General features: G+C 69.5%; 24 protein-coding genes, 4 tRNA genes and 3 pseudogenes. 2 read left to right on the top strand and 29 right to left on the bottom strand.

Annotated features, from left to right (window positions below; translation table 11 throughout):
- Window positions 1–83: 83 nt before the first annotated feature.
- The 14 genes from rpoB to EV385_RS33970 all read right to left on the bottom strand — a co-directional run bounded on the left by rpoB (window position 84) and on the right by EV385_RS33970 (window position 12,105).
- Complete coding sequence (gene rpoB, locus EV385_RS18665) at window positions 84–3,524, bottom strand: DNA-directed RNA polymerase subunit beta (RefSeq protein WP_130510626.1); 3,441 nt, start codon at window positions 3,522–3,524, stop codon at window positions 84–86.
- Between the two features lie 593 nt (window positions 3,525–4,117).
- Entirely contained in the window at window positions 4,118–4,507 is a 390-nt protein-coding gene (gene rplL, locus EV385_RS18660; protein ID WP_130510625.1) for a 50S ribosomal protein L7/L12, read from the bottom strand.
- 54 nt (window positions 4,508–4,561) lie between these two features.
- Window positions 4,562–5,107, bottom strand: a complete 546-nt coding sequence (gene rplJ, locus EV385_RS18655; protein WP_130510624.1) for a 50S ribosomal protein L10 — start codon at window positions 5,105–5,107, stop codon at window positions 4,562–4,564.
- Between the two features lie 462 nt (window positions 5,108–5,569).
- Window positions 5,570–6,283 (bottom strand): 50S ribosomal protein L1, encoded by a 714-nt coding sequence (gene rplA, locus EV385_RS18650; RefSeq protein ID WP_130510623.1) that lies wholly within the window; start codon window positions 6,281–6,283, stop codon window positions 5,570–5,572.
- A 67-nt stretch (window positions 6,284–6,350) separates the two neighbouring features.
- Window positions 6,351–7,058 carry a transcription termination/antitermination protein NusG gene (gene nusG, locus EV385_RS18645; protein ID WP_130510622.1) on the bottom strand — a complete coding sequence of 236 codons (708 nt, stop codon included), beginning with the start codon at window positions 7,056–7,058 and terminating at the stop codon, window positions 6,351–6,353.
- Window positions 7,059–7,078: 20 nt separating this feature from the next.
- Complete coding sequence (gene secE, locus EV385_RS18640; RefSeq protein WP_130510621.1) at window positions 7,079–7,465, bottom strand: preprotein translocase subunit SecE; 387 nt, start codon at window positions 7,463–7,465, stop codon at window positions 7,079–7,081.
- A 135-nt stretch (window positions 7,466–7,600) separates the two neighbouring features.
- Window positions 7,601–7,673: transfer RNA gene (locus EV385_RS18635), tRNA-Trp, on the bottom strand.
- A 137-nt stretch (window positions 7,674–7,810) separates the two neighbouring features.
- Entirely contained in the window at window positions 7,811–8,209 is a 399-nt protein-coding gene (locus tag EV385_RS18630) for a MaoC family dehydratase (RefSeq protein ID WP_130510620.1), read from the bottom strand.
- Entirely contained in the window at window positions 8,206–8,658 is a 453-nt protein-coding gene (locus EV385_RS18625) for a MaoC family dehydratase N-terminal domain-containing protein (protein ID WP_130510619.1), read from the bottom strand. The genes EV385_RS18630 and EV385_RS18625 overlap by 4 nt, the downstream gene beginning before the upstream one ends.
- 91 nt (window positions 8,659–8,749) lie before the next feature.
- A complete protein-coding gene (gene rpmG / locus EV385_RS18620) occupies window positions 8,750–8,917 on the bottom strand; it encodes a 50S ribosomal protein L33 (RefSeq protein ID WP_130510618.1) in 168 nt (55 codons plus the stop codon).
- A gap of 130 nt (window positions 8,918–9,047) precedes the next feature.
- Window positions 9,048–9,120 (bottom strand) — tRNA-Met (locus tag EV385_RS18615).
- Between the two features lie 42 nt (window positions 9,121–9,162).
- Window positions 9,163–9,238 (bottom strand) — tRNA-Thr (locus EV385_RS18610).
- Window positions 9,239–9,362: 124 nt separating this feature from the next.
- On the bottom strand, window positions 9,363–11,891 hold the full coding sequence (locus tag EV385_RS18605) for a putative bifunctional diguanylate cyclase/phosphodiesterase (protein ID WP_130510617.1): 2,529 nt from the start codon (window positions 11,889–11,891) through the stop codon (window positions 9,363–9,365).
- A 55-nt stretch (window positions 11,892–11,946) separates the two neighbouring features.
- Window positions 11,947–12,105 (bottom strand): hypothetical protein, encoded by a 159-nt coding sequence (locus EV385_RS33970; protein ID WP_165449528.1) that lies wholly within the window; start codon window positions 12,103–12,105, stop codon window positions 11,947–11,949.
- A gap of 257 nt (window positions 12,106–12,362) precedes the next feature.
- Here EV385_RS33970 and EV385_RS18600 point away from each other — a divergent pair, with 257 nt between their 5' ends.
- Window positions 12,363–12,761, top strand: a complete 399-nt coding sequence (locus EV385_RS18600; protein WP_130510616.1) for a hypothetical protein — start codon at window positions 12,363–12,365, stop codon at window positions 12,759–12,761.
- Here the strand turns inward: EV385_RS18600 and EV385_RS18595 are convergent, their stop codons facing one another.
- The 3 genes from EV385_RS18595 to EV385_RS18585 all read right to left on the bottom strand — a co-directional run bounded on the left by EV385_RS18595 (window position 12,762) and on the right by EV385_RS18585 (window position 14,618).
- Window positions 12,762–13,568: a sulfurtransferase gene (locus EV385_RS18595; protein WP_130510615.1), complete on the bottom strand. Its 807-nt coding sequence runs from the start codon at window positions 13,566–13,568 to the stop codon at window positions 12,762–12,764.
- Window positions 13,565–13,885 (bottom strand): hypothetical protein, encoded by a 321-nt coding sequence (locus tag EV385_RS18590; RefSeq protein ID WP_130510614.1) that lies wholly within the window; start codon window positions 13,883–13,885, stop codon window positions 13,565–13,567. Before EV385_RS18590 ends, EV385_RS18595 begins: the two co-directional genes overlap by 4 nt.
- Window positions 13,886–14,123: 238 nt before the next feature.
- Window positions 14,124–14,618, bottom strand: coding sequence for a YajQ family cyclic di-GMP-binding protein (locus tag EV385_RS18585; protein WP_130510613.1), 495 nt, complete (start codon window positions 14,616–14,618; stop codon window positions 14,124–14,126).
- A 148-nt stretch (window positions 14,619–14,766) separates the two neighbouring features.
- Between EV385_RS18585 and EV385_RS18580 the strand changes: the two genes are divergently transcribed.
- Window positions 14,767–14,850: transfer RNA gene (locus tag EV385_RS18580), tRNA-Tyr, on the top strand.
- A 125-nt stretch (window positions 14,851–14,975) separates the two neighbouring features.
- On the opposite strand, the gene EV385_RS18575 is transcribed toward EV385_RS18580, so the two are convergent.
- The 12 genes and pseudogenes from EV385_RS18575 to EV385_RS18535 form a co-directional block, all read right to left on the bottom strand.
- Complete coding sequence (locus EV385_RS18575) at window positions 14,976–16,412, bottom strand: tyrosine-type recombinase/integrase (RefSeq protein WP_130510612.1); 1,437 nt, start codon at window positions 16,410–16,412, stop codon at window positions 14,976–14,978.
- Complete coding sequence (locus tag EV385_RS18570; RefSeq protein WP_130510611.1) at window positions 16,409–16,600, bottom strand: helix-turn-helix transcriptional regulator; 192 nt, start codon at window positions 16,598–16,600, stop codon at window positions 16,409–16,411. The genes EV385_RS18575 and EV385_RS18570 overlap by 4 nt, the downstream gene beginning before the upstream one ends.
- Before the next feature lie 228 nt (window positions 16,601–16,828).
- Window positions 16,829–17,935 (bottom strand): AAA family ATPase, encoded by a 1,107-nt coding sequence (locus EV385_RS18565; RefSeq protein WP_130510610.1) that lies wholly within the window; start codon window positions 17,933–17,935, stop codon window positions 16,829–16,831.
- Window positions 17,932–18,723, bottom strand: a pseudogene (locus tag EV385_RS18560) (bifunctional DNA primase/polymerase); the annotation flags it as partial. The gene EV385_RS18565 and the pseudogene EV385_RS18560, both read right to left, overlap by 4 nt.
- A 159-nt stretch (window positions 18,724–18,882) precedes the next feature.
- A pseudogene (locus EV385_RS35720) lies at window positions 18,883–19,233 on the bottom strand (RRQRL motif-containing zinc-binding protein); the annotation flags it as partial.
- Window positions 19,233–19,517, bottom strand: a complete 285-nt coding sequence (locus tag EV385_RS18555) for a hypothetical protein (protein WP_130510609.1) — start codon at window positions 19,515–19,517, stop codon at window positions 19,233–19,235. The gene EV385_RS18555 and the pseudogene EV385_RS35720, both read right to left, overlap by 1 nt.
- On the bottom strand, window positions 19,514–19,801 hold the full coding sequence (locus tag EV385_RS18550; RefSeq protein ID WP_130510608.1) for a hypothetical protein: 288 nt from the start codon (window positions 19,799–19,801) through the stop codon (window positions 19,514–19,516). The genes EV385_RS18555 and EV385_RS18550 overlap by 4 nt, the downstream gene beginning before the upstream one ends.
- A 137-nt stretch (window positions 19,802–19,938) precedes the next feature.
- The gene (locus EV385_RS18545; RefSeq protein WP_130510607.1) at window positions 19,939–22,110 is read right to left on the bottom strand and encodes a cell division protein FtsK; all 2,172 of its coding nucleotides are present in this window, start codon (window positions 22,108–22,110) and stop codon (window positions 19,939–19,941) included.
- Window positions 22,111–22,204: 94 nt separating this feature from the next.
- Entirely contained in the window at window positions 22,205–22,369 is a 165-nt protein-coding gene (locus EV385_RS33965) for a hypothetical protein (protein ID WP_165449527.1), read from the bottom strand.
- A gap of 13 nt (window positions 22,370–22,382) precedes the next feature.
- On the bottom strand, window positions 22,383–23,117 hold the full coding sequence (locus EV385_RS18540) for a DUF2637 domain-containing protein (protein ID WP_130510606.1): 735 nt from the start codon (window positions 23,115–23,117) through the stop codon (window positions 22,383–22,385).
- The gene (locus EV385_RS33960; RefSeq protein ID WP_165449526.1) at window positions 23,117–23,266 is read right to left on the bottom strand and encodes a hypothetical protein; all 150 of its coding nucleotides are present in this window, start codon (window positions 23,264–23,266) and stop codon (window positions 23,117–23,119) included. Before EV385_RS33960 ends, EV385_RS18540 begins: the two co-directional genes overlap by 1 nt.
- A 134-nt stretch (window positions 23,267–23,400) precedes the next feature.
- Window positions 23,401–23,634: pseudogene (locus EV385_RS18535) on the bottom strand (DUF6284 family protein); the annotation flags it as partial.
- Between the last annotated feature and the right edge of the window lie 42 nt (window positions 23,635–23,676).

Raw genomic sequence — 23,676 nt, 5'->3', positions numbered from 1 at the left:
TATCCCTCGTGTTTCCTTGCTCGGATGGGTTTCCAGGCCGGCGGGGGCGTCCCCGGTCAGTTACTCACCGGGGACGCTCTCCGTCAGATCTCTTCGACGCTGCTGACGCCCTCGTTCGGGCGACGGGACAGGTCGATGCCGAGTTCTTCCGCGGCCCGGAAGACCTCGTCGTCGGTCTCGCGCATCTCCAGAGCCACGCCGTCGCTGGAGAGCACCTCAACATTCAGGCACAGCGACTGCAGCTCCTTGAGCAGCACCTTGAACGACTCGGGGATTCCCGGCTCCGGGATGTTCTCGCCCTTGACGATGGCCTCGTACACCTTCACGCGGCCGAGCACGTCGTCGGACTTGATGGTCAGCAGTTCCTGCAGGGCGTACGCCGCCCCGTAGGCCTGCATCGCCCAGCACTCCATCTCACCGAACCGCTGGCCACCGAACTGGGCCTTACCGCCCAGCGGCTGCTGCGTGATCATGGAGTACGGACCGGTCGACCGTGCGTGGATCTTGTCGTCGACCAGGTGGTTCAGCTTCAGGATGTAGACGTACCCGACCGAGATCGGGTCCGGCAGCGGCTCGCCGGAGCGGCCGTCGAACAGCTGCGCCTTGCCGTCACCGTTGACCAGCCGCTGACCATCGCGGTTGACCAGGGTGGACTCGAGCAGGCCCTTGATCTCCTCCTCGCGGGCACCGTCGAAGACCGGGGTCGCCACGTTCGAGTCGGCGGGCGACTCGTGGGCGTCGATCGCCCGCAGCTGGCGCTTCCAGTCCTCGTTCTCGCCGTCAACCGACCAGCCGGTCTTGGCGATCCACCCGAGGTGGGTCTCCAGGACCTGGCCGATGTTCATCCGGCTCGGCACACCGAGCGGGTTGAGCACGATGTCGACCGGGGTGCCGTCCTCCAGGAACGGCATGTCCTCGACCGGCAGGATCTTCGAGATGACGCCCTTGTTGCCGTGGCGGCCGGCGAGCTTGTCACCGTCCTGGATCTTGCGCTTCTGGGCCACGTACACCCGGACCAGCTCGTTGACGCCCGGCGGCAGCTCGTCGCCGTCCTCGCGGGAGAACGTCCGGACGCCGATCACCGTGCCGGTCTCGCCGTGCGGCACCTTCAGCGAGGTGTCCCGGACCTCCCGGGCCTTCTCACCGAAGATCGCGCGCAGCAGCCGCTCCTCGGGGGTCAGCTCGGTCTCGCCCTTGGGCGTGACCTTGCCGACCAGGATGTCACCGGGCACGACCTCGGCACCGATCCGGATGATGCCGCGCTCGTCCAGGTCAGCGAGCATCTCCTCGCTGACGTTGGGGATGTCGCGGGTGATCTCCTCCGGACCCAACTTGGTGTCGCGGGCGTCGACCTCGTGCTCCTCGATGTGGATCGAGGTGAGCACGTCCTGCTGCACGAGGCGCTGCGACAGGATGATCGCGTCCTCGTAGTTGTGGCCCTCCCAGCACATGAACGCGACGAGCAGGTTGCGGCCCAGGGCCATCTCGCCGTCGTCGGTGCACGGGCCGTCCGCGATGACCTGGCCGGCCTCGACCCGGTCGCCCTCGAACACCACCGGCTTCTGGTTGACGCAGGAGCCGGCGTTGCTGCGGCGGAACTTGTGCAGCAGGTACGTACGCCGGTGGCCGTCGTCCTGGTGCACCGTCACGTAGTCGGCGCACAGGTCCTCGACCACGCCACCGACCTCGGCGACGACCACGTCACCGGCGTCGACCGCGGCGCGGTACTCCATGCCGGTGCCGACCAGCGGCGCCTCGGCCTTGACCAGCGGTACGGCCTGACGCTGCATGTTCGCGCCCATGAGGGCACGGTTGGCGTCGTCGTGCTCGAGGAACGGGATCATCGCGGTCGCGACCGAGGTCATCTGCCGCGGCGAGACGTCCATGTAGTCGACCTGCGTGCCGGGCACGTAGTCGACCTCACCGCCCTTCCGGCGGACCAGGACGCGGTCCTCGGCGAAGGTGCCGTCGCTGGAGAGCGTGGCGTTGGCCTGCGCCTTGATGAACCGGTCTTCCTCGTCGGCGGTCAGGTAGTCGACCTCGTCGGTGACCCGGCCGTTGTCGACCCGCCGGTACGGCGTCTCGATGAAGCCGAACGGGTTGACCCGGGCGAAGGTCGACAGCGCGCCGATCAGACCGATGTTCGGCCCCTCGGGCGTCTCGATCGGGCACATCCGGCCGTAGTGCGACGGGTGCACGTCACGGACCTCGAAGCCGGCCCGCTCCCGGGACAGACCACCCGGGCCGAGCGCGCTCAGCCGGCGCCGGTGGGTCAGGCCCGCCAGCGGGTTGGTCTGGTCCATGAACTGGGACAGCTGCGACGTACCGAAGAACTCCTTGATCGCCGCCACCACCGGGCGGATGTTGATCAGGGTCTGCGGGGTGATCGCCTCGACGTCCTGGGTCGTCATGCGCTCGCGCACGACGCGCTCCATCCGGGACAGGCCCACGCGGACCTGGTTCTGGATGAGCTCGCCCACCGTACGCAGGCGCCGGTTGCCGAAGTGGTCGATGTCGTCGGCCTCGTAACCCTCCTCGCCCGCGTGCAGGCGGCAGAGGTACTCGACGGTCCGGACGACGTCTTCCTCGGTCAGCGTGCCCCGGACGATCGGGACGTCGATCTCGAGCTTCTTGTTGAACTTGTACCGGCCCACCTTGGCGACGTCATACCGCTTCGGGTTGAAGAAGAGGTTGTCGAGCAGGGTCTGGGCGTTCTCCCGCGTCGGGGGCTCGCCAGGACGCAGCTTGCGGTAGATGTCCAGCAGGGCCTCGTCCTGCCCCGCGATGTGGTCCTTCTCCAGCGTGGTCATGAGCAGCTCGGACCACCCGAAGCGCTCGCGGATCTGGTCGGCCGACCAGCCGATCGCCTTGAGCAGGACGGTGACGGCCTGACGGCGCTTGCGGTCGATCCGGACACCGACGGTGTCGCGCTTGTCGATGTCGAACTCCAGCCAGGCACCCCGGCTCGGGATGACCTTGACGCTGGTCAGGTCGCGGTCGGAGGTCTTGTCCGGCTCCTTGGTGAAGTACACGCCCGGCGAGCGGACGAGCTGACTCACCACGACGCGCTCCGTGCCGTTGATGACGAACGTCCCCTTGGGGGTCATCATCGGGAAGTCACCCATGAACACGGTCTGGCTCTTGATCTCGCCAGTGGTGTTGTTGGTGAATTCGGCGGTCACGAACAGCGGGGCGCAGTAGGTCAGGTCCTTCTCCTTGCACTCCTCGATCGAGGCCTTGACCTCGTCAAATCGTGGAGACGAGAAGGACAGCGACATTGTGCCGGAGAAGTCCTCAATGGGACTGATCTCTTCGAGGATCTCTGCGAGGCCCGAGTGGGCGTGCGGGTCGTCCGCCGAGCGAGCCTGCCAAGCCTCGTTCCCGACCAGCCAGTCGAAGGACTCGGTCTGGATGGCGAGGAGGTTGGGAACCTCAAGTTGCTCGGTGATCCTGCCGAACGAGATGCGGCGGGGAGCGTATGCGCTCGACGTACGACTGGTCTTCGCAGGGCGGGAAGCTGCCAAGATGCGTCCTTCCGAGGACCGGTGCTGCTGATGCGGCTGAGCTGCGGTATGCAACTGTCTGCGTGCACTTTCTGGCTGCGTGCACTCCAATGGACCCCCCAGGAAGTTATCCGGATGGATATCCTGGCAGGGCGCAAGACAGAAGGCAGCGCAAACTAGCAGTGTAGCCGCTCGGCTAACCGCTGTCCAGCCCTCGCCGAGGGGCGCTGCGGAGCGCGTCCCCGCGGCCTCCTACCGGCGCCTCTCGGGGCCGGTGCCGCAAGCGGGGCCGCTCTGGAACGCGGCGTCTCTCCCTCGTGCCGTCCGCGGGTCCCGTTCGTCTCGGTGTACCCACAGGCGGGCTGTCGCAAGCGCGGAAACTTGCTGATGTCAGCGTGCCTGCCAGCGGACACACAGTCAAGGGTCTCGGCGCCGTGCCGTCGCCCAACGGACGCGGCATAGCGACCATAACGCACGCCCGGTACGGGTTGGCGACATTTGTCAGTCGGCAACCTGACCGCCCCGGAAAGGCGACCTGACCTGCGAAAGCACAGAAATGACAAAAGGTGGAGGCCCTAATGGACCCCCACCCTTTGCCGTTACGCAGCGTCAGCTCACTTGAGCGTAACCTTGGCGCCTTCGCCCTCGAGCTTGGCCTTGGCAGCCTCGGCCTTCTCCTTGTTGACACCCTCCAGGATCGCCTTGGGGGCACCCTCGACGGCGTCCTTGGCCTCCTTGAGGCCCAGGCCGGTCAGCTCACGCACGACCTTGATGACCTGGATCTTCTTGCCGCCGTCGCTCTCCAGAACGACGTCGAAGGAGTCCTTCTCGGCCTCGGCCGCGCCACCGTCGCCGCCACCCGGGGCCGCGGCGGCCGCAACGGCAACCGGGGCGGCCGCGGTGACCTCGAAGGTCTCCTCGAACTGCTTCACGAACTCCGAGAGCTCGATCAGCGTCATCTCCTTGAACGCGTCGAGCAGCTCCGCAGTGCTGAGCTTCGCCATGTCTGGCGTCCTTTCCTTGTTTCTGAAAATGAAAAGTCAACTCCGCGCGGGGCTTCAGCCCTCTGCGGAACCCTCTGCGCTCTTCTTGTCCTGCAGTGCCGCCGCCAGGCGGGCAGTCTTGGACAGCGGCGCCTGGAACAGGCCCGCCGCCTTCGTCAAGTTGCCCTTCATGGCGCCGGCCAGCTTGGCCAGCAGCACCTCGCGGGACTCGAGGTCAGCGATCTTGTTGACCTCGGCGGCCGTGATGGCCTTGCCCTCGAAGACGCCGCCCTTGATGACCATGACCGGGTGGGCCTTGGCGAAGGCCCGCAGACCCTTGGCCGCCTCGACCGGGTCACCGCTGACGAAGGCGAGCGCGGTAGGACCGGTGAACAGCGCGTCGAGACCCTCGATGCCCGCCTCGGTCGCCGCCCGCTTCGCGAGCGTGTTCTTCGACACGGAGTACGTAGTCTCCTTGCCGAGCGCCCGCCGCAGCTCGGTGAGCTGGGCAACCGTGAGACCGCGGTACTCGGTCAACACAGCGGCCTTCGAGTTCCGGAACTGGTCCGTCAGTTCGGCAACGGCAGTGGCCTTGTCGGCCCGGACCGGCTTGTCCGCCATGTCCCTCCTCTCTCCTTGCTCGAGCCGCCGGAAGATCCAGGCCCGAACACGAGAAACGCCCCGGCGCAGGTGAGCGCACGGGGCGGACATTGACGGCCAGACGCGGTCGGCTAGGACCGCGGCTCGCAGACGATGGTCGCGAACCGTTCTCCCCTGCGCGGGCCGCCCGCGGGTTGCGGGGCCTTCGGCTGCGGCCTCCGTCGGAGAACGAAACTGTCCGACGACGGGTGCCACGGCGACCGGCGGTCTGTGGGTGGAACTTCGAAACGAAGAGTACGCGGCCCCGCCCGCGAAACCAAATCCGCCCATCTCGTGCCTCGCGGGTCGTCCCCGCCACGCGGCTTGTTCCCGATCGCCGACGGCATCACGGTCGGAGCGGCCGTCGACTCCGACCGGGGATCTGGGACATGCGAGAGCCCCCCGGAATGGTCCGGGGGGCTCTCGACGCGATGCGGCGTGACGTCAGACGTCGGCGCTCTCGCGCAGGTTCTTCACCACGTTCGGGTCGATCTGGATGCCCGGGCCCATGGTGGTGGTGACGGTGACCTTCTTGAGGTACTTGCCCTTGGCCGCGGACGGCTTCGCGCGCAGGACCTCGTCGAGGACCGCGGCGTAGTTGTCGACCAGCTGGTCGGCCGAGAACGACGCCTTACCGATGATCAGGTGCAGGTTCGAGTGCTTGTCCACCCGGAAGGTGATCTTGCCGCCCTTGATGTCCGAGACCGCCTTGGCGACGTCCATGGTCACCGTGCCGGTCTTCGGGTTCGGCATCAGGCCACGGGGGCCGAGGATACGGGCAATCCGGCCGATCTTGGCCATCTGGTCCGGGGTGGCGATCGCGGCGTCGAAGTCCAGCCAGCCGCCCTGGATCCGGGCGACCAGTTCGTCCGTGCCGACCTCGTCCGCACCGGCGGCCACGGCCTCCTCGGCCTTCGGGCCCTGGGCGAAGACGATCACGCGCGCGGTCTTGCCCGTGCCGTGCGGCAGGTTGACCGTGCCACGGACCATCTGGTCCGCCTTGCGGGGGTCCACGCCGAGCCGCATCGCGACCTCGACCGTGGCGTCGAACTTCGTCGGGCTCGTGTCCTTCGCCAGCTTGATGGCGTCGGCGGGCTCGTAGAGCTTGGCGGCGTCGATCTGCTCGGCCGCCTTGCGGTAGCCCTTGCTGCGCTGCATTTTCTCTTTACTCCTGTGGTAGATGGCGGAGCGCGCGGATCGCGCCCCTCCCACGGCTTGCGTGTTGCTAGATCTTGGTGACCTGGTTGAAGTTGAGCTCGACCGGGGTCTCCCGGCCGAAGATCGACACCAGGACCTTCAGCTTCTGCTGGTCCGCGTTGATCTCACTGATCGAGGCCGGCAGCGACGCGAACGCACCGTCGGTCACGGTGACCGAGTCGCCCACCTCGAAGTCCAGCACCCGGACCTCCGGCTTGGCCTTCTTCTCCTCGGCCTCGACGGCCGGGGCCAGCCACTTCAGCACCTCGTCGAGCGACAGCGGTGCCGGCCGGTCGACGCGGTCCGTCGAGCCCACGAAGCCGGTCACCCCGGGCGTGTTGCGCACGCACGAGTACGACTCCGGGGTCAGGTCCATGCGGACCAGGATGTAGCCCGGGAAGACCTTGTTCTGGACCTGGAGGCGCTTGCCGTTCTTGACCTCGACCTCTTCGCGGGTCGGCACCTCGACCTGGAAGATGAAGTCCTCCATGTCGAGGCTGGTGATCCGGGTCTCGAGGTTGGTCTTCACCTTGTTCTCGTAGCCGGCGTACGAATGCACCACGTACCAGTCACCGGGCGCGTAACGCAGCTTCTGCCGCAGCTCGGCCACAGGGTCGTAGTCGTCGTCCGCCTCCGGGGCGGCAGTCTCCACGGTGCCGGCGGCCTCGACCGACTCGTCGGTGGCCGCCGTGGCCACCGAGGACTGCTCGTCGGCGGTCTCGTCGTACTCAGGCACGCTCGCTCACTTCCGTAATGTCAGCTGCTCTTGCCGCCGAAGGCGAACAGGACCGCCTTGGCGAACCCGTAGTCCAGCACAGCCACGATCGCCGTCACGACCGTGACGAACACGATCACGACGCCGGTGTAGGTCAGCAGTTCCTTACGCGTCGGCCAGATGACCTTACGTAGTTCGCTGACGACCTCGCGGAAGAACCCACCGATCCGGCCGAAGATGCCGACCCGGCCTTCCTTCTTCGCCCTGGGGCTGTCGGCGCTCGCCTTGCGCTCGCGAACGGCAGTGCCGCCGCGGCCTACCGGCTCGTCGTCCGCGACGTCCTCGACCTCGAACGTCGCGTCATCGGGCACCTCGTTGTCGGGGCGGCCGCCCGCGGCGTCGTCACCGGGTTGCTTCCTCTCGGCCACTTCGCCCTCTTCCCGTCGTCGGTGGATGTCGCGTCAGCGCCAGGTGTGCGCTGGGCTCGTGCCGGCCGCCCGCGCCGGGCGGACCGCCGCCGGCGGTCCGGCGCGAGGCGCCGGAAGCCACGCCGATCGGTTGCGCAGGGGTGACAGGACTTGAACCTGCAGCCTGCGGTTTTGGAGACCGCTGCTCTGCCAATTGAGCTACACCCCTGTGCGGGTCCTACCAATTCGCCCACGAGAGATGCCGCACACGAAAGGCAGGGTTCAGTACCCCACGGCGCACCAGTGTACGGGTACGCCGCTCGGAATCCCAACTCGCCCTCCCCGGCCCGGGGCGGGCGAACCGGGTCACCGCTTACGGATCGTGGCCCTGGCCAGGGACAGGACTTTCTCCCCCTGACAGGTGGCGGTCAGGTCGAGCCGGGTCAGCCCGTCGTCGGTGACCTCCTTGACCACGGCCGAGACCTCCACCTCCGTACCCTCGTCCGTGTCGGGAACGGGCACAGGGCGGGCGAACCGGACACTGAACTCGACCACGGCGTCGGGCGCGCCGGCCCACGCGGTCACGGCCCGGCCGGTCAGCGCCATGGTGAACATGCCGTGCGCGATCACCCCGGGCAGGCCGACGCCGGTAGCCACCCGGTCGCTCCAGTGGATCGGGTTGAAGTCGCCCGAGGCGCCCGCGTACCGCACCAGGTCGGCACGGGTGACCCGGAACCGCTGCACCGGCAGCACGTCGCCGCTCATGCGTGATCCTCCCCGCGCTGGACGAGCTTCGACCAGGCCGTGACGACCGGCTCGCCGGCCTCGGTGGTGACGTCGGTGCGGGTGGTGAGGAAGTCGTGCCCGCCCCGGGTGGTGATCTCCTCGATCGTGTTGACGCAGACCAGCGCGTCCCCGGCGACCACCGGACGGGTGTAGGCGAACCGCTGGTCGCCGTGCACCACCCGGCTGTAGTCCAGGTTGAGTTCGGGGTCGGTGACGATCTGCTGGCTCGCCGCCATGGTCACCACCACCGGGAAGGTGGGCGGCGCCAGCACGTCCGGGTAGCCGAGCGCTCGGGCCGCCTCGGGGTCGTGATATTCCGGCTCGGTCGCGCCGATCGCGGTCGCGAACTCACGGATCTTTTCGCGGCCCACCAGGTAGGGCGGGGTCGGCGGGAAGCTCCGGCCGACGAAGGACTGATCCAGGGGCATGGGCCGAACCTACCCTCCACCGGAACAGAAAGCAGGCGTGGCGGCGACCGTCACGGTCGCCGCCACGCCGAAAGAATTCAGGTACGAGAGATCAGCGCGTCTCGCGGTGCAGGGTGTGCTTGCCGTCCCGGGGGCAGAACTTCTTCATCTCGATGCGGTCCGGGTCGTTGCGCCGGTTCTTGCGAGTGATGTAGTTCCGCTCCTTGCACTCCGTACACGCCAGGGTGATCTTCGGGCGGACGTCGGTCGCCTTGGCCATGGCGGGGTGCCTTCCTGCTCACAGGGGTGCTAACGGCATGCCAGCGTAGACGGTGCCTAGCCGGACATGCAAAACGGACGCCGTTGAGCGCCCTTTACTTGCGCGGCATCCGGGACGAATCCCGGATGAGTAGCGGTGGCCGGACTTGAACCGGCGACACAGCGATTATGAGCCGCTTGCTCTGCCAACTGAGCTACACCGCCGAGCCGAGCCGAGTCCAGCTCTGTGGCGGAAACGAACCCGGTTGGAGCCCCCTTACGGAATCGAACCGTAGACCTTCTCCTTACCATGGAGACGCTCTGCCGACTGAGCTAAGGGGGCGCGCGATCTCTCGCGTGATGCGCAGGGGTAAGAGTACACGGCCGCTCAGCGGAGGTGAAATCGGATCCCCCGCCCGCCTGGGAGATCCGTGTCCGGAAGCCCTCGAACGCCGGACGGCACCCGGTCAGATCACCGCGCGCAGGCGTCTGACCTCGCCCGTCGGGGTGGACTCGGGCTCGGTCTGGGCACTGAACCAGGCCTCCAGACGCTCGTACGGCAGGGGACGGCTGAACAGATAGCCCTGACCGATCTCGCAGCCCATCTCCTCCAGCAGCTCCAGGGTCAGCTCGCTCTCCACCCCCTCGGCCACCACGGTGAGCCCGAACTCCCGGGACAGGCTGATCACCGCGCGCACGATCGCGAGGTCACCGGTGTCGGTCGCCATGCCCTGCACGAAGCTGTCGTCGATCTTCACCTCCTGCACCGGCAGCTGGCGCAGGTACGACAGCGATGAGGCGCCCGTACCGAAGTCGTCGACGGACAGGCGCACCCCGAGGTCGCGCAACCGGTACAGGGTGGGCAGGGCCCGCTCGATCTCGCCCAGCATGCCGGGCTCGGAGATCTCGAAGGTGATCTGCGCCGGCGGGACCCCGGACTCCTTGATCAGCCGGTGCACCAGCTCGGGGAACCGGCTGTCGAGCAGGGTGCGCGCGGACAGGTTGACCGCGATGGACAGGGGACGGTCGGCGTCCGCCCAGGCCCGGCACCGGCGCAGGCCCATCGTGAGCACCACCTCGGTGAGCCGGTGCAACTGGCCGGTGTGCTCGGCGACCGCGATGAAGTCCTCCGGTGCCACCTCGCCGTGCGCCGGATGCTGCCAGCGGGCGAGGCACTCCACCCCGACCAGGTGCCGGTCGGACAGCCTGACCTTGGGCTGGAAGTAGACGTCCAGTTCGCCGTTGTCCAGCGCGCGCCGCAGATCGGCGGCCAGCCCGAGGCGGCGCACCGCCCGGGACTCCAGCGCGGGATGGAACAGCTGCACCCCGTACGGAAGCATCTTGGCCGCGTTGGCGGCCAGCTCGGCGCGGCGCAGCAGGGCCTCCGGGTCGTCGCCGTGGTCGGGTTGGACCGCGACGCCCGCGGCCGTGTCCACGTCGAGGGTCAGCGAGCCGACCACCATCGGGCCGCGCAGCTGCTCGCGCATCTCCGTGGCCAGCCGCACGGTCGCCTCGGTGCTCTCGGCGCGCAGCGTGACCACGAACTCGTCGCCGCCGATCCGGCCGACCAGCGAACCGGGGCCGGCGATGTTGCGCAGCCGCTCCGCGACCTCGGCCAGCAGTTTGTCGCCCGCCGAGTGGCCCATGGACTCGTTGACCTCGCGCAGTCCGTCCACGTCGAAGAGCAGCACGGCCACGACCTCGCCGGGCGCGCGGACCTTGACCGACTCCGCCAGGGCGTCCGTCATGCGCCGCCGGTTGGGCAGCGAGGTGAGCCGGTCGTGGTACGCGTCGTAGCGCAGCCGGTCGACCAGGCGCGAATTCTCCACCGCGACCGCGGCGTGCGCGGCGATCGTCTCCAGCACCTGCACGTCGGCCTGCCGGAACGTCTGCGTCTCGCCGAGCCGGTTGACGACCTCGAGGGAGCCGACCGTGGTCTGGCCCGAGCGCAGCGGGATGGCGATGACGTCCTTGACGCCCGCGTCGCGCAGGGTGTTCCGGAGATCCGCGGTGTCGTCGAAGGCCGTGCCCACCGCGATGGCGTGCTGGCCGGCGAGCGCGCGCTCGCGTACGGCGGTCGGGGTGGGCGAGATGTCGAGCAGTCCCGCGTCGTCGACGCGCGCCGTGAGCAGCACCTCCGGGTGCCGGCCCTGGGCGGGCAACCAGAGGGTCGCGCACTCGGCGCGCATGAGCCGACGCACCCGCCCGAGCAGCACGTCGGGCAGGCCGCCGTCGTTGCTGTGCTCGCGGACGGCCAGGGTCAGCTCGTAGACATCCGCGAGCGTGCGGTGCTGGCGGAAGAAGCCCGCGAACGAGCGGAACAGCAACACCACGGCGGCGACCAGGACGCCCAGCAGGATGCCCGCCCACGGCGTCGCGTCCAGGGCGACGAGGAAGACCAGGCCGACGGCGATGTTGATGGAGGCCGTACCGATCGCGGCGGGTGCGGACCGCAACGCCTCCTGGCCGGCCCGCGGACCCTGCAGCAGCATGATGACGCTGCCCACCGCGACGTGCGACACGATGGCGCTGGTGATGCAGGCGGCGAAGAGGATGCCCCAGGTCCCGGGAGCCGCTCCGCGCAGGTCCGGCAGGGCCGCGGCCACGAGCAGCGCCGCCGACGTCGCGGCGCCGGACTTGGCGACGTTGAACCACAGCTTGGTTGGTTCCACCCGGGCCCGCAGCTGGGCGATCACGGCACCGATCGTGACGACGGTGAGCACCATCATCGGGGGCAGGAAGTAGATAGCCAGCACGAGCGGGATCTCGGTCAGCACGACCGAGGTGTTCTGCCGGCGGATGAGGACGTTGAGAACGGCGACGGCGGCCAGGATGACGCCCGCGAGCGCAACCAGGCCGCCGAGCCAAGCGCGGTACCAGGTGGGGTCGGAGACCCAGAAGATCAGAGCGCAGATGAACGCGAACGCGGCGAGGGGTGTCGTGATCAACCACGCGTACTCCGGCGAACGCCGCGGCGACGGCCGACGCCCGGTCATGGCGCTCCTCGATCAATCGATCCGGTGCGGCCGCACCCAGGGGGCGCGACTGGTATCAGGACCAGACGGTGTCGCCCGCCAGCTGCTGGGTGGCCGCGGTGGCCGATCCCCCGGTCCCGTGCTCTGCGGCCAGGGTCGCGGCGCCAGCGCCGCCGAGCAGGGCGGCGAGCACGAAAACCAAGCCGGCGAAGCGGCTCAGCTTCCTTGCAGACATGTTGTGCTCCTATTGGTAAATCTCGCATCCGGTGGGGGGTTCCATGATGGTGCCACACCCCTTGTCCGTCGGGCAGTGTCCACAGGCCCCACGAAGCCGCACATCCCTAAATCCTGGCTGAACGGCTGAGTTACTTGCGCAATCGCGCCCCGCAAAATTGGCAGCTTTAGGTCTGATTTAGCGGGAGAAGTGAGACCTTTCTGGCCACCGTCGTCAAGGTGGCTTGACGTCAGGACCGCTTGACGAAAGACTGCGGTATGGCCTCACCCGACGAACTGGAGCGTCAACACACTCTCGTCACCGCCACAGCCCGATACGACGAGTTGCGCATGCGGGACGCGCTCGCCGCCATGGCCACCGATGACGAAACGCCGCATCTCACCCGCGAGGAGTCGCTCGAGCTTCTCGCGCTCAGCGAGGTGGTCATCCGCAAGGCCGGTTACGGCCGCCAGCCGATGATCCGCTCAGCGCGCGCGGCCGGAGCCTCCTGGACCCAGATCGGGGCCGCCCTCGGCAGCAGCAAACAGGCCGCCTGGGAAGGGCACAACCGCTGGATCGAGGAACAGGCACGCCAGCATGAGGACACCGGATACCAGGGCCTCGACCCGGCCGAGGTGGACACCGCGCGCGGCCTCGCCGGACGGCGCCCCGACTGACTAGTCGCCGGTCGCCACCGGACGGCGCGGGTCGCTGCTGTACTGCGACCACGAGCCCGGATACAGCCGCCCCGGACCGAGACCGGCGTACTCAAGGGCCAGCAGGTTGTGGCAGGCCGTCACACCGGATCCGCAGTACGAGATCGTGTCGGCTCCCGCACCCACCGCCGCGAACCGCTCCCGCAGCTCCACCACCGGCCGGAACCGGCCGTCCGCGGCCAGGTTGTCGCGGCAGGGCAGGTTTCGCGCACCAGGAATGTGCCCCGGTCGCGGATCCACCGGCTCGACCTCGCCCCGGAACCGCGCCGGATCCCGGGCGTCCAGCACCACCACGGAAGAATCGGTCGCCGCGTCGATGTCCGCCAGCCGCCCCGCGGGCCAGGGACGCGCCGTGAACATGGCCCGTGGCCGGCGCGGCTCGTCGCTGGTCAGCTCACCGCCGTACACGGAAAGCCCGCCGTCGAGCAGCGCCGCGTCGTGGCCGGTCGCCCGCAGCATCCACACCAGCCGGGCCGCGACCACCCCGCCCGCGTCGTCGTACCCGATCACCATGTCGTCGTCGCCGATGCCGAGCGCGGCCATGCCCTCGGCGAACACCGCCGGATCCGGCAGCGGATGCCGGCCCTCGGCCGGCGACGCCGGCCCGGCCAGCCACCGGTCCAGATCGACGAAGACCGCACCCGGCAGATGCCCGGCCTCGTACGCGGCGCGGCCCGAACGGCCGTCGAGATACCAGCGGACATCGGCCAGGACGGCCCGCGCCCCGGCCGCGTGCACCCAGGCCAGGTCGACAACCGGCTCGATCAACGCCCCTCCCCGTCCTCGTCGTCCGGCGACGACCGCCGCCCGCGCGGGCGAAAGCGCACCACGGCCACCGCGACCAACGCCACCGCCAGCCCAGCGCTGATCGCGGACGCGGCGGAGCCCGGCAGGTACAGCCCCAGCACGAGGATGAGCAGCGCTAGGCCGAAAAGCAGATGGTAGAGCCCGGCCGCGCGCGCGTCACGGAAGGTGCGGGCCGTGGCGGCGGGCATGCGACGGGTCGCCAGGATCGTCACGCCCATGGCCGTGAGGCCCACCCCGACCGCCAGGCCGATGCCGACCGTCCATCCGCTGACACTCATGACGTCAGTCTGCGGGCGGGACGAGCGGCGTACGGGCGGATCAGCCGTTCCGGTCGGCCGGGTAGGCAGCGCCGTACTTGATGGCGACCCGGCGGTCCGGGCCTGGCCGCGAAAACCGGCAGGACCAGGACCCCGACGAACGGGACGACGCGGCGGCCGACCGTACCGAAGTCGATCGACCACCGCAAAGGCCGAAGTCGGGGAAGGGGCCGGCCCCGTGACGGACCGGCCCGGCCGGCTAGCGGTAGTTGGTGAACTGGAGGGCGACGCCGAAATCCTCCTGCTTGAGCAGAGCGATCACGGCCTGCAGGTCGTCACGCTTCTTGCCCGTCACGCGGAGCTGGTCGCCCTGGATCTGGGCCTGCACGCCCTTGGGGCCCTCGTCACGGATCTTCTTGCTGATCGCCTTGGCCTTGTCGGTGTCGATTCCCTCGACAACCTTGCAATCGATCTTGTACGTCTTGCCGGACTGGCGTGGCTCCCCCGCGTCCAGCGACTTCAGCGAGATGTTGCGCTTGACCAACTTCTCTTTGAAGACGTCGAGCGCTGCCGCGGCCCGCTCCTCCGTCTCCGAGGTGATCGAAACCCCGGACTCCCCCGAACGGGTGATCGTGGTGCCGGTGCCCCGGAAGTCGAACCGGGTGCCGAGCTCCTTCTCCGCTTGGTGGAAGGCGTTGTCGACCTCCTGCCGGTCGACCTTGCTGACGATGTCGAACGACGGATTGGCTGCCATGGTCAAACTCCCGGCGGTGGGATGTGTCGATGTGGGTACGGGAGGCGCGACGGCCCTCCGACATGCCGACCGTACCCGGTTGCAGATCCGTCCACGGGTCCGGCTATCCTGTTGTCCGCTGCCCCGGGAGACCGTGGTGGCGTGCCCAGGCGGGTTGCCCGAGCGGCCAATGGGAGCGGACTGTAAATCCGTCGCGAAAGCTACAGAGGTTCGAATCCTCTACCCGCCACCACAAGCTCGAAGAGGCCCCTCACCTGCTAAAACAGCAGAGAGGGGCCTTCCTCGTTGGTCCCACTAGGTCCCACTCAGGACCGCTTGATCTCACTCGTCACGGCAAATGCGCGGCAAAGTTTGCGGTCAAGATTCACTCGGGATGGTGATCGTCGGCTCGGCGTTCAGCGCTGCCTCGATCCGCCTCTTGGCCGCCTCCTGCTCACCGTCGACGCACTTGGCGTAGACCTTCATCAGGACGTGGACGCTGTGCCCGGCCCACTCGGCGACCTGGGGCGCATGGACCCCTGCGTTGAGCCACAGCGACACCGCCGCGTGCCGCAGGTCGTATGGCCGTCGGGCGAGTGGCGAGCGCTGCTGTGCGGGGGTCAGGGCCTTCTCACGGGCCTTACGCCAGGCGGTGCCGTAGGCGTTGTTCGTGAGCGGCTGCCCCGCCGTCGGCCGGTATGCGCCCCAAGGCCCCCGCCGGGTGACGAACAGGCGTCCGTTCGCCCCGGCCGGATAGGCGGCAATGTGGCGGTCCAGCAGGTCGCAGAGCGCGGGGGTGGCTGGCACGTCGCGGGTCGCGTTGCGTCCTCGGTGCTTGAGCGCCCGATGCTCGATCGTGCCCTCGACGTCGCCCCACCCGTTGCCCACTGCCACCGTCGCCCCGGTGAGGTGAAGCCATCCCCACCCGCCCTCGCGCTTCGGCCGCTCGTACTCGTCCTCCCGAAGGTGCAGCGCTTCCTCCGGCCGCAGCGCGGCGTAGTACATGCACCCGAAGAACGCCGTCATCTCTGGCATCGCAGAGTCCACGGCCGCGAGTAGCGCTCGCGCCTGGGTCGGGTTGGCAACAACCTGACGGTCCACCTCGTCGGTGTTCTTCGGCGCGGTCCAGCTCACCCGCTCCATGGGGTGCGAATCAAGGTGGCCCAGCTCGACCGCGTACCGGAGCGCCCCGCTGAACACCGCTCGCTTTCGGGCTACGGTGCTCGCGGCAGCAGCCTTGCCGTCGAGCAGCACGGCCAGGCTGTCAAGCGCCTTGCGAACCAACGCCGCGTCCGCGAGAGCAGACAACCCGACCGTATTGCTTGCCGCCCACGCCACCGCCGCTGCCAGATCCGGCGGCGGCTCACTGTGGTCACGGCGCGCTTTGTTGAATACGTAGGTGCCGAGCGCTCGCCGAAGAACCGCGTCCGGCGGCGCCCCACGGTCAGTAGCGAAGAGGGCCATCGTCGCCTGAGCCAGGCTCTCGGCAATGCCCTTCCGGTGCTTCGCTGAGGCGCGGGGCCACTTCATGTCCACGTAGGCCACGGCGTGCTCGAACCATGACCGGCTGTTCAGCTCGCGGGCCATCGGCTCGGGCAGGCCGCTCACCACGTCGAATGTGACACCCTCCCGCTGCGCTGTGATCAGCTTGGAACGGAAGCTCTCGGCGAGCGCCCTCGTCTGGTAGCTCTTGCCGTGGTCCACCCCCGCGACCAGCCAACGCACCCGGTACGTACTGCGCGGCTTGCCGGTCTTCCGGTCCTTGCCCTTGTGCTCTCGGATCTTCCACACGCGCACGTCATAACTGGTGTTCATGCTGCTTGCGGCTCCTCACGCGCGGCCATCCAGGCATCGAAGTCGGTACGGCGGATTCGGAGCTGCCCGTTGGGCAGCTTGTAGGTACGGGGCGCCTCGCCGATGGCCTTCCAGCGGAAGAAGGTCGACTTCGGCACGTCCAGCTCGGCGAGGAACTCGGCGAGCGTCAGAAAGTTGCGGTTTTGCATGAGTGCCGTACCTCCTTCGATGGCGTTGACTGCGCTACAACCTGCGGTGATGGCGTTTCTGACAGAAGTGGTCGTCTGTGGAGGGTCAGGGAGTCGTACCAGCAGAGGCCGCGAGAACGGCCCGCTGAGAGCGCCGCTGAGCCAAGATCCGGGCCGTACTGGTGTGTGTTCGTATGGGTGTGTGCTGAAACAGGGAGATGCGTCTGTGTTTCAGCCGGTCCTCGGCGGTCACGGCCATAGCCCTTCTTGCCCCTGGATGTCCCCGTCGTTTTCGCAGGTCACGGCGGGTTCGGGGACAGCGGGGACAACGGGGACACCGGGGACGCGGTACCGGCCTCCGGTGTCGGCGGCGACCTGCCCGGCGTCGAGCATCCGTTGGCAGGTCTTCTTGATCAGGCCGTAGTCGAGCTGCGTCCCGTCGGCGATCGCCTTCGGCGTAGAACCTGGCGCGGTTCGCAACCAGCGCAGGATCGCGGCGCGGGTCTCGCCGATCTGATGGTCCTCGGCGGGGCCGTCGAGCATCCGCCACGCACCCTTACCGGGATCGAAGGCGAGCGGGTATTCCGACTCGTCCACGTCGCGGCCGGTCACGTGCAGCACCCCGTCGCCTTGGTTGCGTGCCCGCTTGAGCACGAGCGTGGCGTCGGCGGCCCCGGCGAGTCCGTTGGTGCCGGACACCTCGGACAGGAAGTCGTCGGATCCGGCCTTGCGGACGTGGTGCACGAGGATGACCGCGACGCTGTACTGATCGGCGACCTTCTTCGCCCGGCCGACGGCGGCGTAGTCGGCGTCGTACGCGGACATGCCCGGCGCGGACGCTCCCCGGAGCTTGGCGAACACGTCGATGATGACCATCCGCGCGTCGCGGTTGCGGTCCAGCCACGCCGCGATCGCCTCATCCCCACCCTGCGGAAGCGGCGGGCAAGCCGTGGCGAGAGTGAGCCCGGCCGGGGCCTTGCGCTCACCCAGGACCTTGCCCAGTCGCGATTGCAGCCGCCGGGCGGTGTCCTCCAGAGCGAGGTACAGCACCGGCCCGGCCTGGACGTCGATGGCGCCGAACGCCTTGCCGCCCAACGCGATGTCGATGCCGAGGGCCAGCGACATCCACGACTTCCCGACCTTCGGCGGCCCGCACAGCAGGTTGACGCCTTCACAGACGATCCCGGGGACAGCCCACTTGGGCTCGGGGAAGTCCATGGCCATGATGTCGGCGGCGGTCCACGAGACGCGGATCCGCGCACGCTCCCGCCGGACCGGGGACAGCACCTCGGCGGCGTCGTCCGGGCCGACCACGTGCAGCTCGGGCCGCTCGCCCCGGCCGGGTGCGGCGCTCATGCCGCCACCGTCCGGGGACGACGGGCGCCATAGGCGAGGCCGGAGCGGATCGTGCGGCCGATCTCGCGCGGTTCCAGACCGATCCGGGTGGCCGCGTCGGTGAGCACGCTGGTCACGGCATCCTCGGCGAGGGCGCCTCCGGCGACGAGCTGGCCGAGGGTTTGCGCGGCCATGAATAGGGTGTGGTTCCGCTCCCCGTGCGGGGCGCCGGTGAGCGTGGTGAGGGTGCGGTCGATCGCAGCGCGCAGGTACGCGCCGCGCCGGTCGGCGGGCAGCTCGACCACGACCGGCGTCCCGGCCGGGCGCAACGGCTGCGGTCGCAGCGCGGCGGCCAGCCACCCCGGCAGCGGCCGGGGCCGCGCGTCGTGCAGCAGCCGGTACGGGCGCCCGGCGGCGGTGGACCCGGCGGCGACGACGTAACCGCCGTGGGCGCGGGTGTCGATCAGCCACCCCAACGTGCCGGCGGTGTTCCGCAGGTCCGGGCCGTCGGCCGGGTGGGTGAAGTAGAGGTGCGTACCGCCCCGCCCGGTGGTCACGGTGTAGGTGTCGCCGGGAAACGGCTGATCAGCACGTTCGCACAGCAGTGCGAACACGTCCGCGCCGCCACAGACGCCCGGGGTGCTCCACTCCGACGGCGGCTCCTGGTCGGGCTTAGCGGTGTCCAGGTCGATCACGACCAGGTCGGACGGGCCGCAGGCGATCCCGACCCCGTAAGGCCCGGCCGTCCAGCAGCGGCGGATCCGGTCCGGGTCGCAGGTAGCGCGGGCTTCCCAGTCACGGACGGCCGGGCGCTTGTCGTCCGGGCGCAGCGGGAACACCCGCCATCCCCGGTCGGCGCATCCCAGCGCCCGGGTGAGCAGTTCGGCGGCGGTAGGCATGGCGGTGGCCTCTCGGGTGTGCGGTGTGGACAGCGCGGGGCGGCCCGGCGCGGCGGGTGGGGTGTCGTGGCAGGTTTGGCAGCAGCCGAGCGAGCGGCGGATGTAGTACGGCCGCACCTCGCCGCACGCGGGACAGGTCCGGCGGGCGCGCAGGGCCTTGCCGAGGGCGGCGAGTTGGGCGGGGGTGGCGGTGCGCTTCGGTCGGGCGAGGTCGGTGCGGTACAGGTAGGCGGTGCGGGTGCCGCCGACCCCGGACCACAGGATCTGCGCGGCGACCGGCTGGCCACCCGGCCGCAGCCCCTGGTTACGGAGTTGGCGGCGGGTGGCGTATCCGGTCGGAGCGCCCTGCCACCAGTAGGTCGGCAGACCACCGTGGCGGGTGCCTTCCGGGTCGTTGAACGCGGCCTTGATTCGGGACATCAGGCGGCCCTCCTGGTCAGTTCGGCGGCCCGGGAGAGCAGGGCGCGCAGGTCGGTCAGGGCGGTGCGGAGTTGGACGCGGGCGGTGTACTCGTCCGGGTCGAGGGCGATGCGGGCGCGGATCTCGCCGTACTCGCGGCCGTGGCCGTCGCGGACGCGGGTGAGGATGGCCCGCCCGTGGCCGGGGATGGTGACCAGCAGGTCGTCGGAGCGGTGTTCGGTGAGGTTGCAGCGGTGATCGGCGGCGCACCATCCGGTGTGCGCGGCCCGGTTGCGGCGGTTCACTTGCTGCCGCCTTTGTCGTGGAGTTCGCGCAGGGTGTTGAGGATGTGGCGTCCGATGCGGAGGGTGCGGCCGGTGCCGTCGCAGCGGTGGCAGAGCCGGAACGCGCGGCCGAACGGGCTGCGGCGTTTGCCGGTGCCCCGGCAGCGACGGCAGGCCCCGAAGGGCCAGAGCCAACACCCGAGCAGGTAACAGCCGGTGACGGCCAGGATGACCAGGAGGAGGGCGGCGTAGACGCGGGTGTCGTCGGTGCCGGTGGGGGTAGCGGTAGCGGCGTGCGGAACCATCAGAAGCCTTCCTGGGGCGGTTTTCGGGCGCACGGGACCACTGGCTGCTACCGCTACCTCGGTGGGTAGGGGCTGGCCAGGGCGGTAGCGGGGTGGGGTAGCGGCGGCGCTACCGGTAGCGGCGCCGCCGCTACCTGTCAGGCGGTCTTGCGGCCCTTCATCGCGGTGTCGATGTCGGCCAGGCGGCAGCCGCGGTTGACGGTGCCGCGCACCTTGACGCTCACGCTCGGTACATGCTCACGGAGCAGGGCCGAGGCGGCGTCGGCCGTGATGTCGGCGTAGTGCTCGGGCAGGTTCGCGGCGAGCCGGTCGGCGACGGTCGACCACCACAGCCCTGGTTCCCCGGCCACGAACACGGCGCGGACGTCGGCGAGGGTGTCGCGGACCTCGCGGGCGACCTTCTCCCCGGCCGCCTCGCCGGTGAGCAGCCCGAGTCGTTCCCGATGCTGGCGTGCCGCTTGCAGGATCTTCTCGGCGTCCCCGGCGTCGGCCAGGTATGACCGCACGATCGGGGTGTCATCGGAGGCGCCATACAGGATGCCCACGCCCCGGTACTGCGGGCCGGAGGGCAGCGACGACGCGTCGAAACCCTCCGAGTAGGCGTCGGAGCCGAGCACGGCCATGGACACGTCGCGGTTGCCGCACTTGAGGCCGAACCGCACGGTGTGGTTGTCGCGGAACCGGTTGAACAGCCGGGACACGTCCCCGGCGCCGATGCCGGACGGCTTCTGCGTGCAGGAGATCAGGATGACCCCGGCCGAGGGGCCGACGGCCATGATGAACGCCAGCAGGGACGCGATCTCCTTGTTGACGGCCTGGTCGTCGGTCTCGAAATAGGTCTGGAACTCCTCCATCACCAGGACCCACACCCGGAGCTGCTTGTACTTGCGCGACAGCTCGCGGGTGAGTTTGCCGTCCGGGCACTCGCTGGTGGGCAGGGTGGACAGGAACTCGTTCGCGTCCTCGATGTGCTTCTTGATCTCCCGCAACGCGTCCAGCAGGTGCGTGATCGGGTCGCGGTCGCGGTGGTTCGGCACGGTGCCGAAGATGATGCGGTGCGCAACCAGGCGGAACTTGTCCCAGTCCGGGGACAGCTTCCCGTCCACCACCGTCAGCCGCACGTACGGGTCGAGGGCGGCGTACAGGGCGACCATGCGGGCGAAGTAGGTCTTGCCCTTGCGGGGCTGCGCCCCGATCAGGATCGAGATCCACAGCATCAGCAGCCCGACCTTGCGGCCGCGTTCGTCCAGGCCGAGGGGTACGTCGGTCCAGATGTCGCGGGGCTTGCCATCCAGCAGCGGGGTGCGTCCGGCCGGGACGGCGAGGGGGTCGCGGTCGGCGACGAACAGCAGATGGCGGCGGTGGGAGGTGGGGTCGCGGGTGAGGAATACCTGGTTGACCGACACGTCCAGGCCGGAGGCGATGGCGCCTTTGGCGTTGAGGACCTGTTCCCAGGTCTTGCCGTATGGGAGGTCGATGATGACCTGGGAGCCGGTGTCGGAACGGTCGCGGGCCATCGTGCCGCCGAAGCTGACCTGTTGGCCGGGCTTGTCGGGGTGGGCGAGTCCGGCGGCGTAGTAGGCGCGGAGCACGATGTCGGGGTTGATCCTGCGGAACCGGCCGGTCACCACGGCCGGGGACACGATCGGCCGATCGGCGGGACGGCCGAGATGCGCCAGCCCCGCCATGGCGAAGACGGCGGCGAGGGCGATGCCCCACCACGGGGTCATGGCGTAGGCGACCGGCCCGCCGAGGCCCACCGCCAGGAGCTCGCCGATGAGGACGGTGCCGCGCCAGGCGCGGGTGTGCTTCACCTCGCGGTGCAGCTTGTGCCACATCGCCGGGTCGTTGTCGTCGGCGGCCTTCTGCCGCAGCCCGGTCTGTTCGGCGACCCACCACCACGAGATCTGCCGGCCGATCAGCTTGACCGCCCCGACCGTGCCCCAGAACGCGGCCTGCAGGGCGTACCAAGGAGCGCGGAGGCCGTGGAACCCGGCGTGGTAGGCGGCGACACCGACGCCGTACTTGATGGTGGACTTGATCGCGCCGAGGGTGGACAAGCCGAGCGGCACGATCGGCTGACGGCCCTGGTCGTCGGCCTCGGGCGGGTCGACGGGCATCCCGCCCGGCGACGGCTCCTCATCGAGCGTCGCGTCAAAATGCGTGCCACTGTCCGCCCCATCGTCGGGGCGGGTGCGGCGGGTCCGGGCGGCGGCCAAATCGACCACATCCGCCGGGGCGTCCGGGTCGGCTTGCGCCGCGCGCCAGTCGACGTCATCAGGGTCAGGGTTAGGGTTTTGCGGGACCATCAGGTTCTCTCCTGCAAGGCTCGTAAGGGGCTTGTGGGTGGGACCGGCGGCACAGCGGTTGCTGGCAGGCAGAGGGCTGTGCCGCCGGGCGGTGTCAACGGAGGGTGGGGGGCTGCTTCGGGCGGGTCGCCAGCACGGCGACGCCGAACGCGATCGCGGCGATGCCGTGCAGCCACTTGCTTGCGGTGGTGTCGGCGGTGAACCAGAGGACGACGTTGAGCAGCATGGCGGCGTTGAACAGGTGCCAGACGTGACGCATGGCGGGGGTCCTTTCAGGCAGCGGTGAGGGTGGGCGTTTCCGCAGGCCCCGGGGCAATTGCTGACGCCACGGCGACCGGCGGGACGGGCATGTGACGGCGGGCGGTCGACTCCGACACACCTGCCTTCGCAGCGATCGCCGCGAGCGACGCGCCGGGCAGCTTGGCGGCAGCCTTGGCGACCTTCTCGGCCGACGCGGGCTTGCGGGTGACCCGTTTCGCCGGGGCGGCCTTGACGACCTTTGTGGCGTCAGCGGCCGCGTCGGGCGTCGGCTCGGATGCCGTCACGGTGACGGCGGCCGGGACGGTCACGGGCACCGGTTCGGCGGCGGTGACGCGGCGGGCGGTGGCGAGCAGCGCCCCGGTCGCCATCACCATCAGCCCATCCACGGCGAGGGGGCCGAGGATGGCAGTCAGCCCGTCCTCGCCGTAGAAGGCGAGCAGGCCGGACAGGTGCTTGTAGGACACGAACGCGGCGACCCCGGCGACCGGGACCAGCCCGCCGAAGCGCAGTAGCGTCCAGCGGCGGCCGTTTGGCCATGGGGTGCGGGCGAGGATTTCCACGGCGACGAACAGGGCGACCGGCCAGAAGATCGCGCCGACCACCGCGCCGCCCTGCGGCGACCAGTCGGGCGGGGCGTCGGGTGGGGGGACGTAGGAGTGGGCGACGTTCGCGGCGATCGAGACGATGCCGCCGAGCAGGGCGCCGATGTAGGCCCAGACCCGGCCGGACACAGCGGGCATGCGCATCAGTGACCTCCACTGGCCAGAGCGGACGCGAACGCGCCGATGCCCGACGCGATCTCCCGGATGAGGTCGGCGGCGTCGCCGGGGTTGGTGATGGCGAAGAACAGGCCGAACGCGACCAGGGCGCCGCCGAGAAGCTTGCGGGCGTTCATCACGCCACCGCCCGGCGAGGAGCGGGACGGACGTCCAGCTCAGCGGCGATCAACGGCCACTCAGCCTGGATGGCTGCCAACTCGGCGGGGGACGGAGCTGCGTCGACACGCGGAACCTGCTTGGCTCGCGTCTTGCGCCGGACCACGGGACGGGCGGCCAGCTCGGCGGCGACGCGGGTTACGCGGGCCTCGGCGCGGCGCAGGCGACGCCAGTCCAGTTCGGTCGGGCCGCCACGGTCGGCGGCGTAGATGTGGGCGATCTCGGCGTTTACCAGGTCAAGTTCTGCCTCGATCAGCGGCCACTCGTCCTCGATCGCGGCCAGGTCGGCGCGGGTGGGTTCATCGGTGATGCGGCGGTGCTTCCTCACGGGATTGCCTCCACGGTGGGAGGTCGGCGCGGCAACAGCCTG

Origin of the sequence: Krasilnikovia cinnamomea, from assembly GCF_004217545.1 — a bacterium.
Taxonomy (GTDB): domain Bacteria; phylum Actinomycetota; class Actinomycetes; order Mycobacteriales; family Micromonosporaceae; genus Actinoplanes; species Actinoplanes cinnamomeus.
The sequence above is the reverse complement of the archived record's forward strand: the minus strand, read 5'-3'. Positions and strand labels throughout refer to the sequence as shown.

Excerpts from the sequence above, each read along its gene's own strand:
- EV385_RS18625 (WP_130510619.1), bottom strand. The coding sequence starts at position 8,658 with ATGCCCCTGGATCAGTCCTTCGTCGGCCGGAGCTTCCCGCCGACCCCG.
- rpmG (WP_130510618.1), bottom strand. The coding sequence starts at position 8,917 with ATGGCCAAGGCGACCGACGTCCGCCCGAAGATCACCCTGGCGTGTACG.
- EV385_RS18565 (WP_130510610.1), bottom strand. The coding sequence starts at position 17,935 with ATGAGCGCCGCACCCGGCCGGGGCGAGCGGCCCGAGCTGCACGTGGTC.
- EV385_RS18550 (WP_130510608.1), bottom strand. The coding sequence starts at position 19,801 with ATGGTTCCGCACGCCGCTACCGCTACCCCCACCGGCACCGACGACACC.
- EV385_RS18630 (WP_130510620.1), bottom strand. The coding sequence starts at position 8,209 with ATGAGCGGCGACGTGCTGCCGGTGCAGCGGTTCCGGGTCACCCGTGCC.
- EV385_RS33970 (WP_165449528.1), bottom strand. The coding sequence starts at position 12,105 with ATGTCTGCAAGGAAGCTGAGCCGCTTCGCCGGCTTGGTTTTCGTGCTC.
- rplL (WP_130510625.1), bottom strand. The coding sequence starts at position 4,507 with ATGGCGAAGCTCAGCACTGCGGAGCTGCTCGACGCGTTCAAGGAGATG.
- EV385_RS18605 (WP_130510617.1), bottom strand. The coding sequence starts at position 11,891 with ATGACCGGGCGTCGGCCGTCGCCGCGGCGTTCGCCGGAGTACGCGTGG.
- EV385_RS18590 (WP_130510614.1), bottom strand. The coding sequence starts at position 13,885 with ATGAGTGTCAGCGGATGGACGGTCGGCATCGGCCTGGCGGTCGGGGTG.
- EV385_RS33960 (WP_165449526.1), bottom strand. The coding sequence starts at position 23,266 with ATGAACGCCCGCAAGCTTCTCGGCGGCGCCCTGGTCGCGTTCGGCCTG.
- EV385_RS18540 (WP_130510606.1), bottom strand. The coding sequence starts at position 23,117 with ATGCGCATGCCCGCTGTGTCCGGCCGGGTCTGGGCCTACATCGGCGCC.
- EV385_RS18600 (WP_130510616.1), top strand. The coding sequence starts at position 12,363 with ATGGCCTCACCCGACGAACTGGAGCGTCAACACACTCTCGTCACCGCC.
- rplA (WP_130510623.1), bottom strand. The coding sequence starts at position 6,283 with ATGCAGCGCAGCAAGGGCTACCGCAAGGCGGCCGAGCAGATCGACGCC.
- EV385_RS18545 (WP_130510607.1), bottom strand. The coding sequence starts at position 22,110 with ATGGTCCCGCAAAACCCTAACCCTGACCCTGATGACGTCGACTGGCGC.
- EV385_RS18575 (WP_130510612.1), bottom strand. The coding sequence starts at position 16,412 with ATGAACACCAGTTATGACGTGCGCGTGTGGAAGATCCGAGAGCACAAG.
- EV385_RS33965 (WP_165449527.1), bottom strand. The coding sequence starts at position 22,369 with ATGCGTCACGTCTGGCACCTGTTCAACGCCGCCATGCTGCTCAACGTC.
- EV385_RS18570 (WP_130510611.1), bottom strand. The coding sequence starts at position 16,600 with ATGCAAAACCGCAACTTTCTGACGCTCGCCGAGTTCCTCGCCGAGCTG.
- rplJ (WP_130510624.1), bottom strand. The coding sequence starts at position 5,107 with ATGGCGGACAAGCCGGTCCGGGCCGACAAGGCCACTGCCGTTGCCGAA.
- EV385_RS18585 (WP_130510613.1), bottom strand. The coding sequence starts at position 14,618 with ATGGCAGCCAATCCGTCGTTCGACATCGTCAGCAAGGTCGACCGGCAG.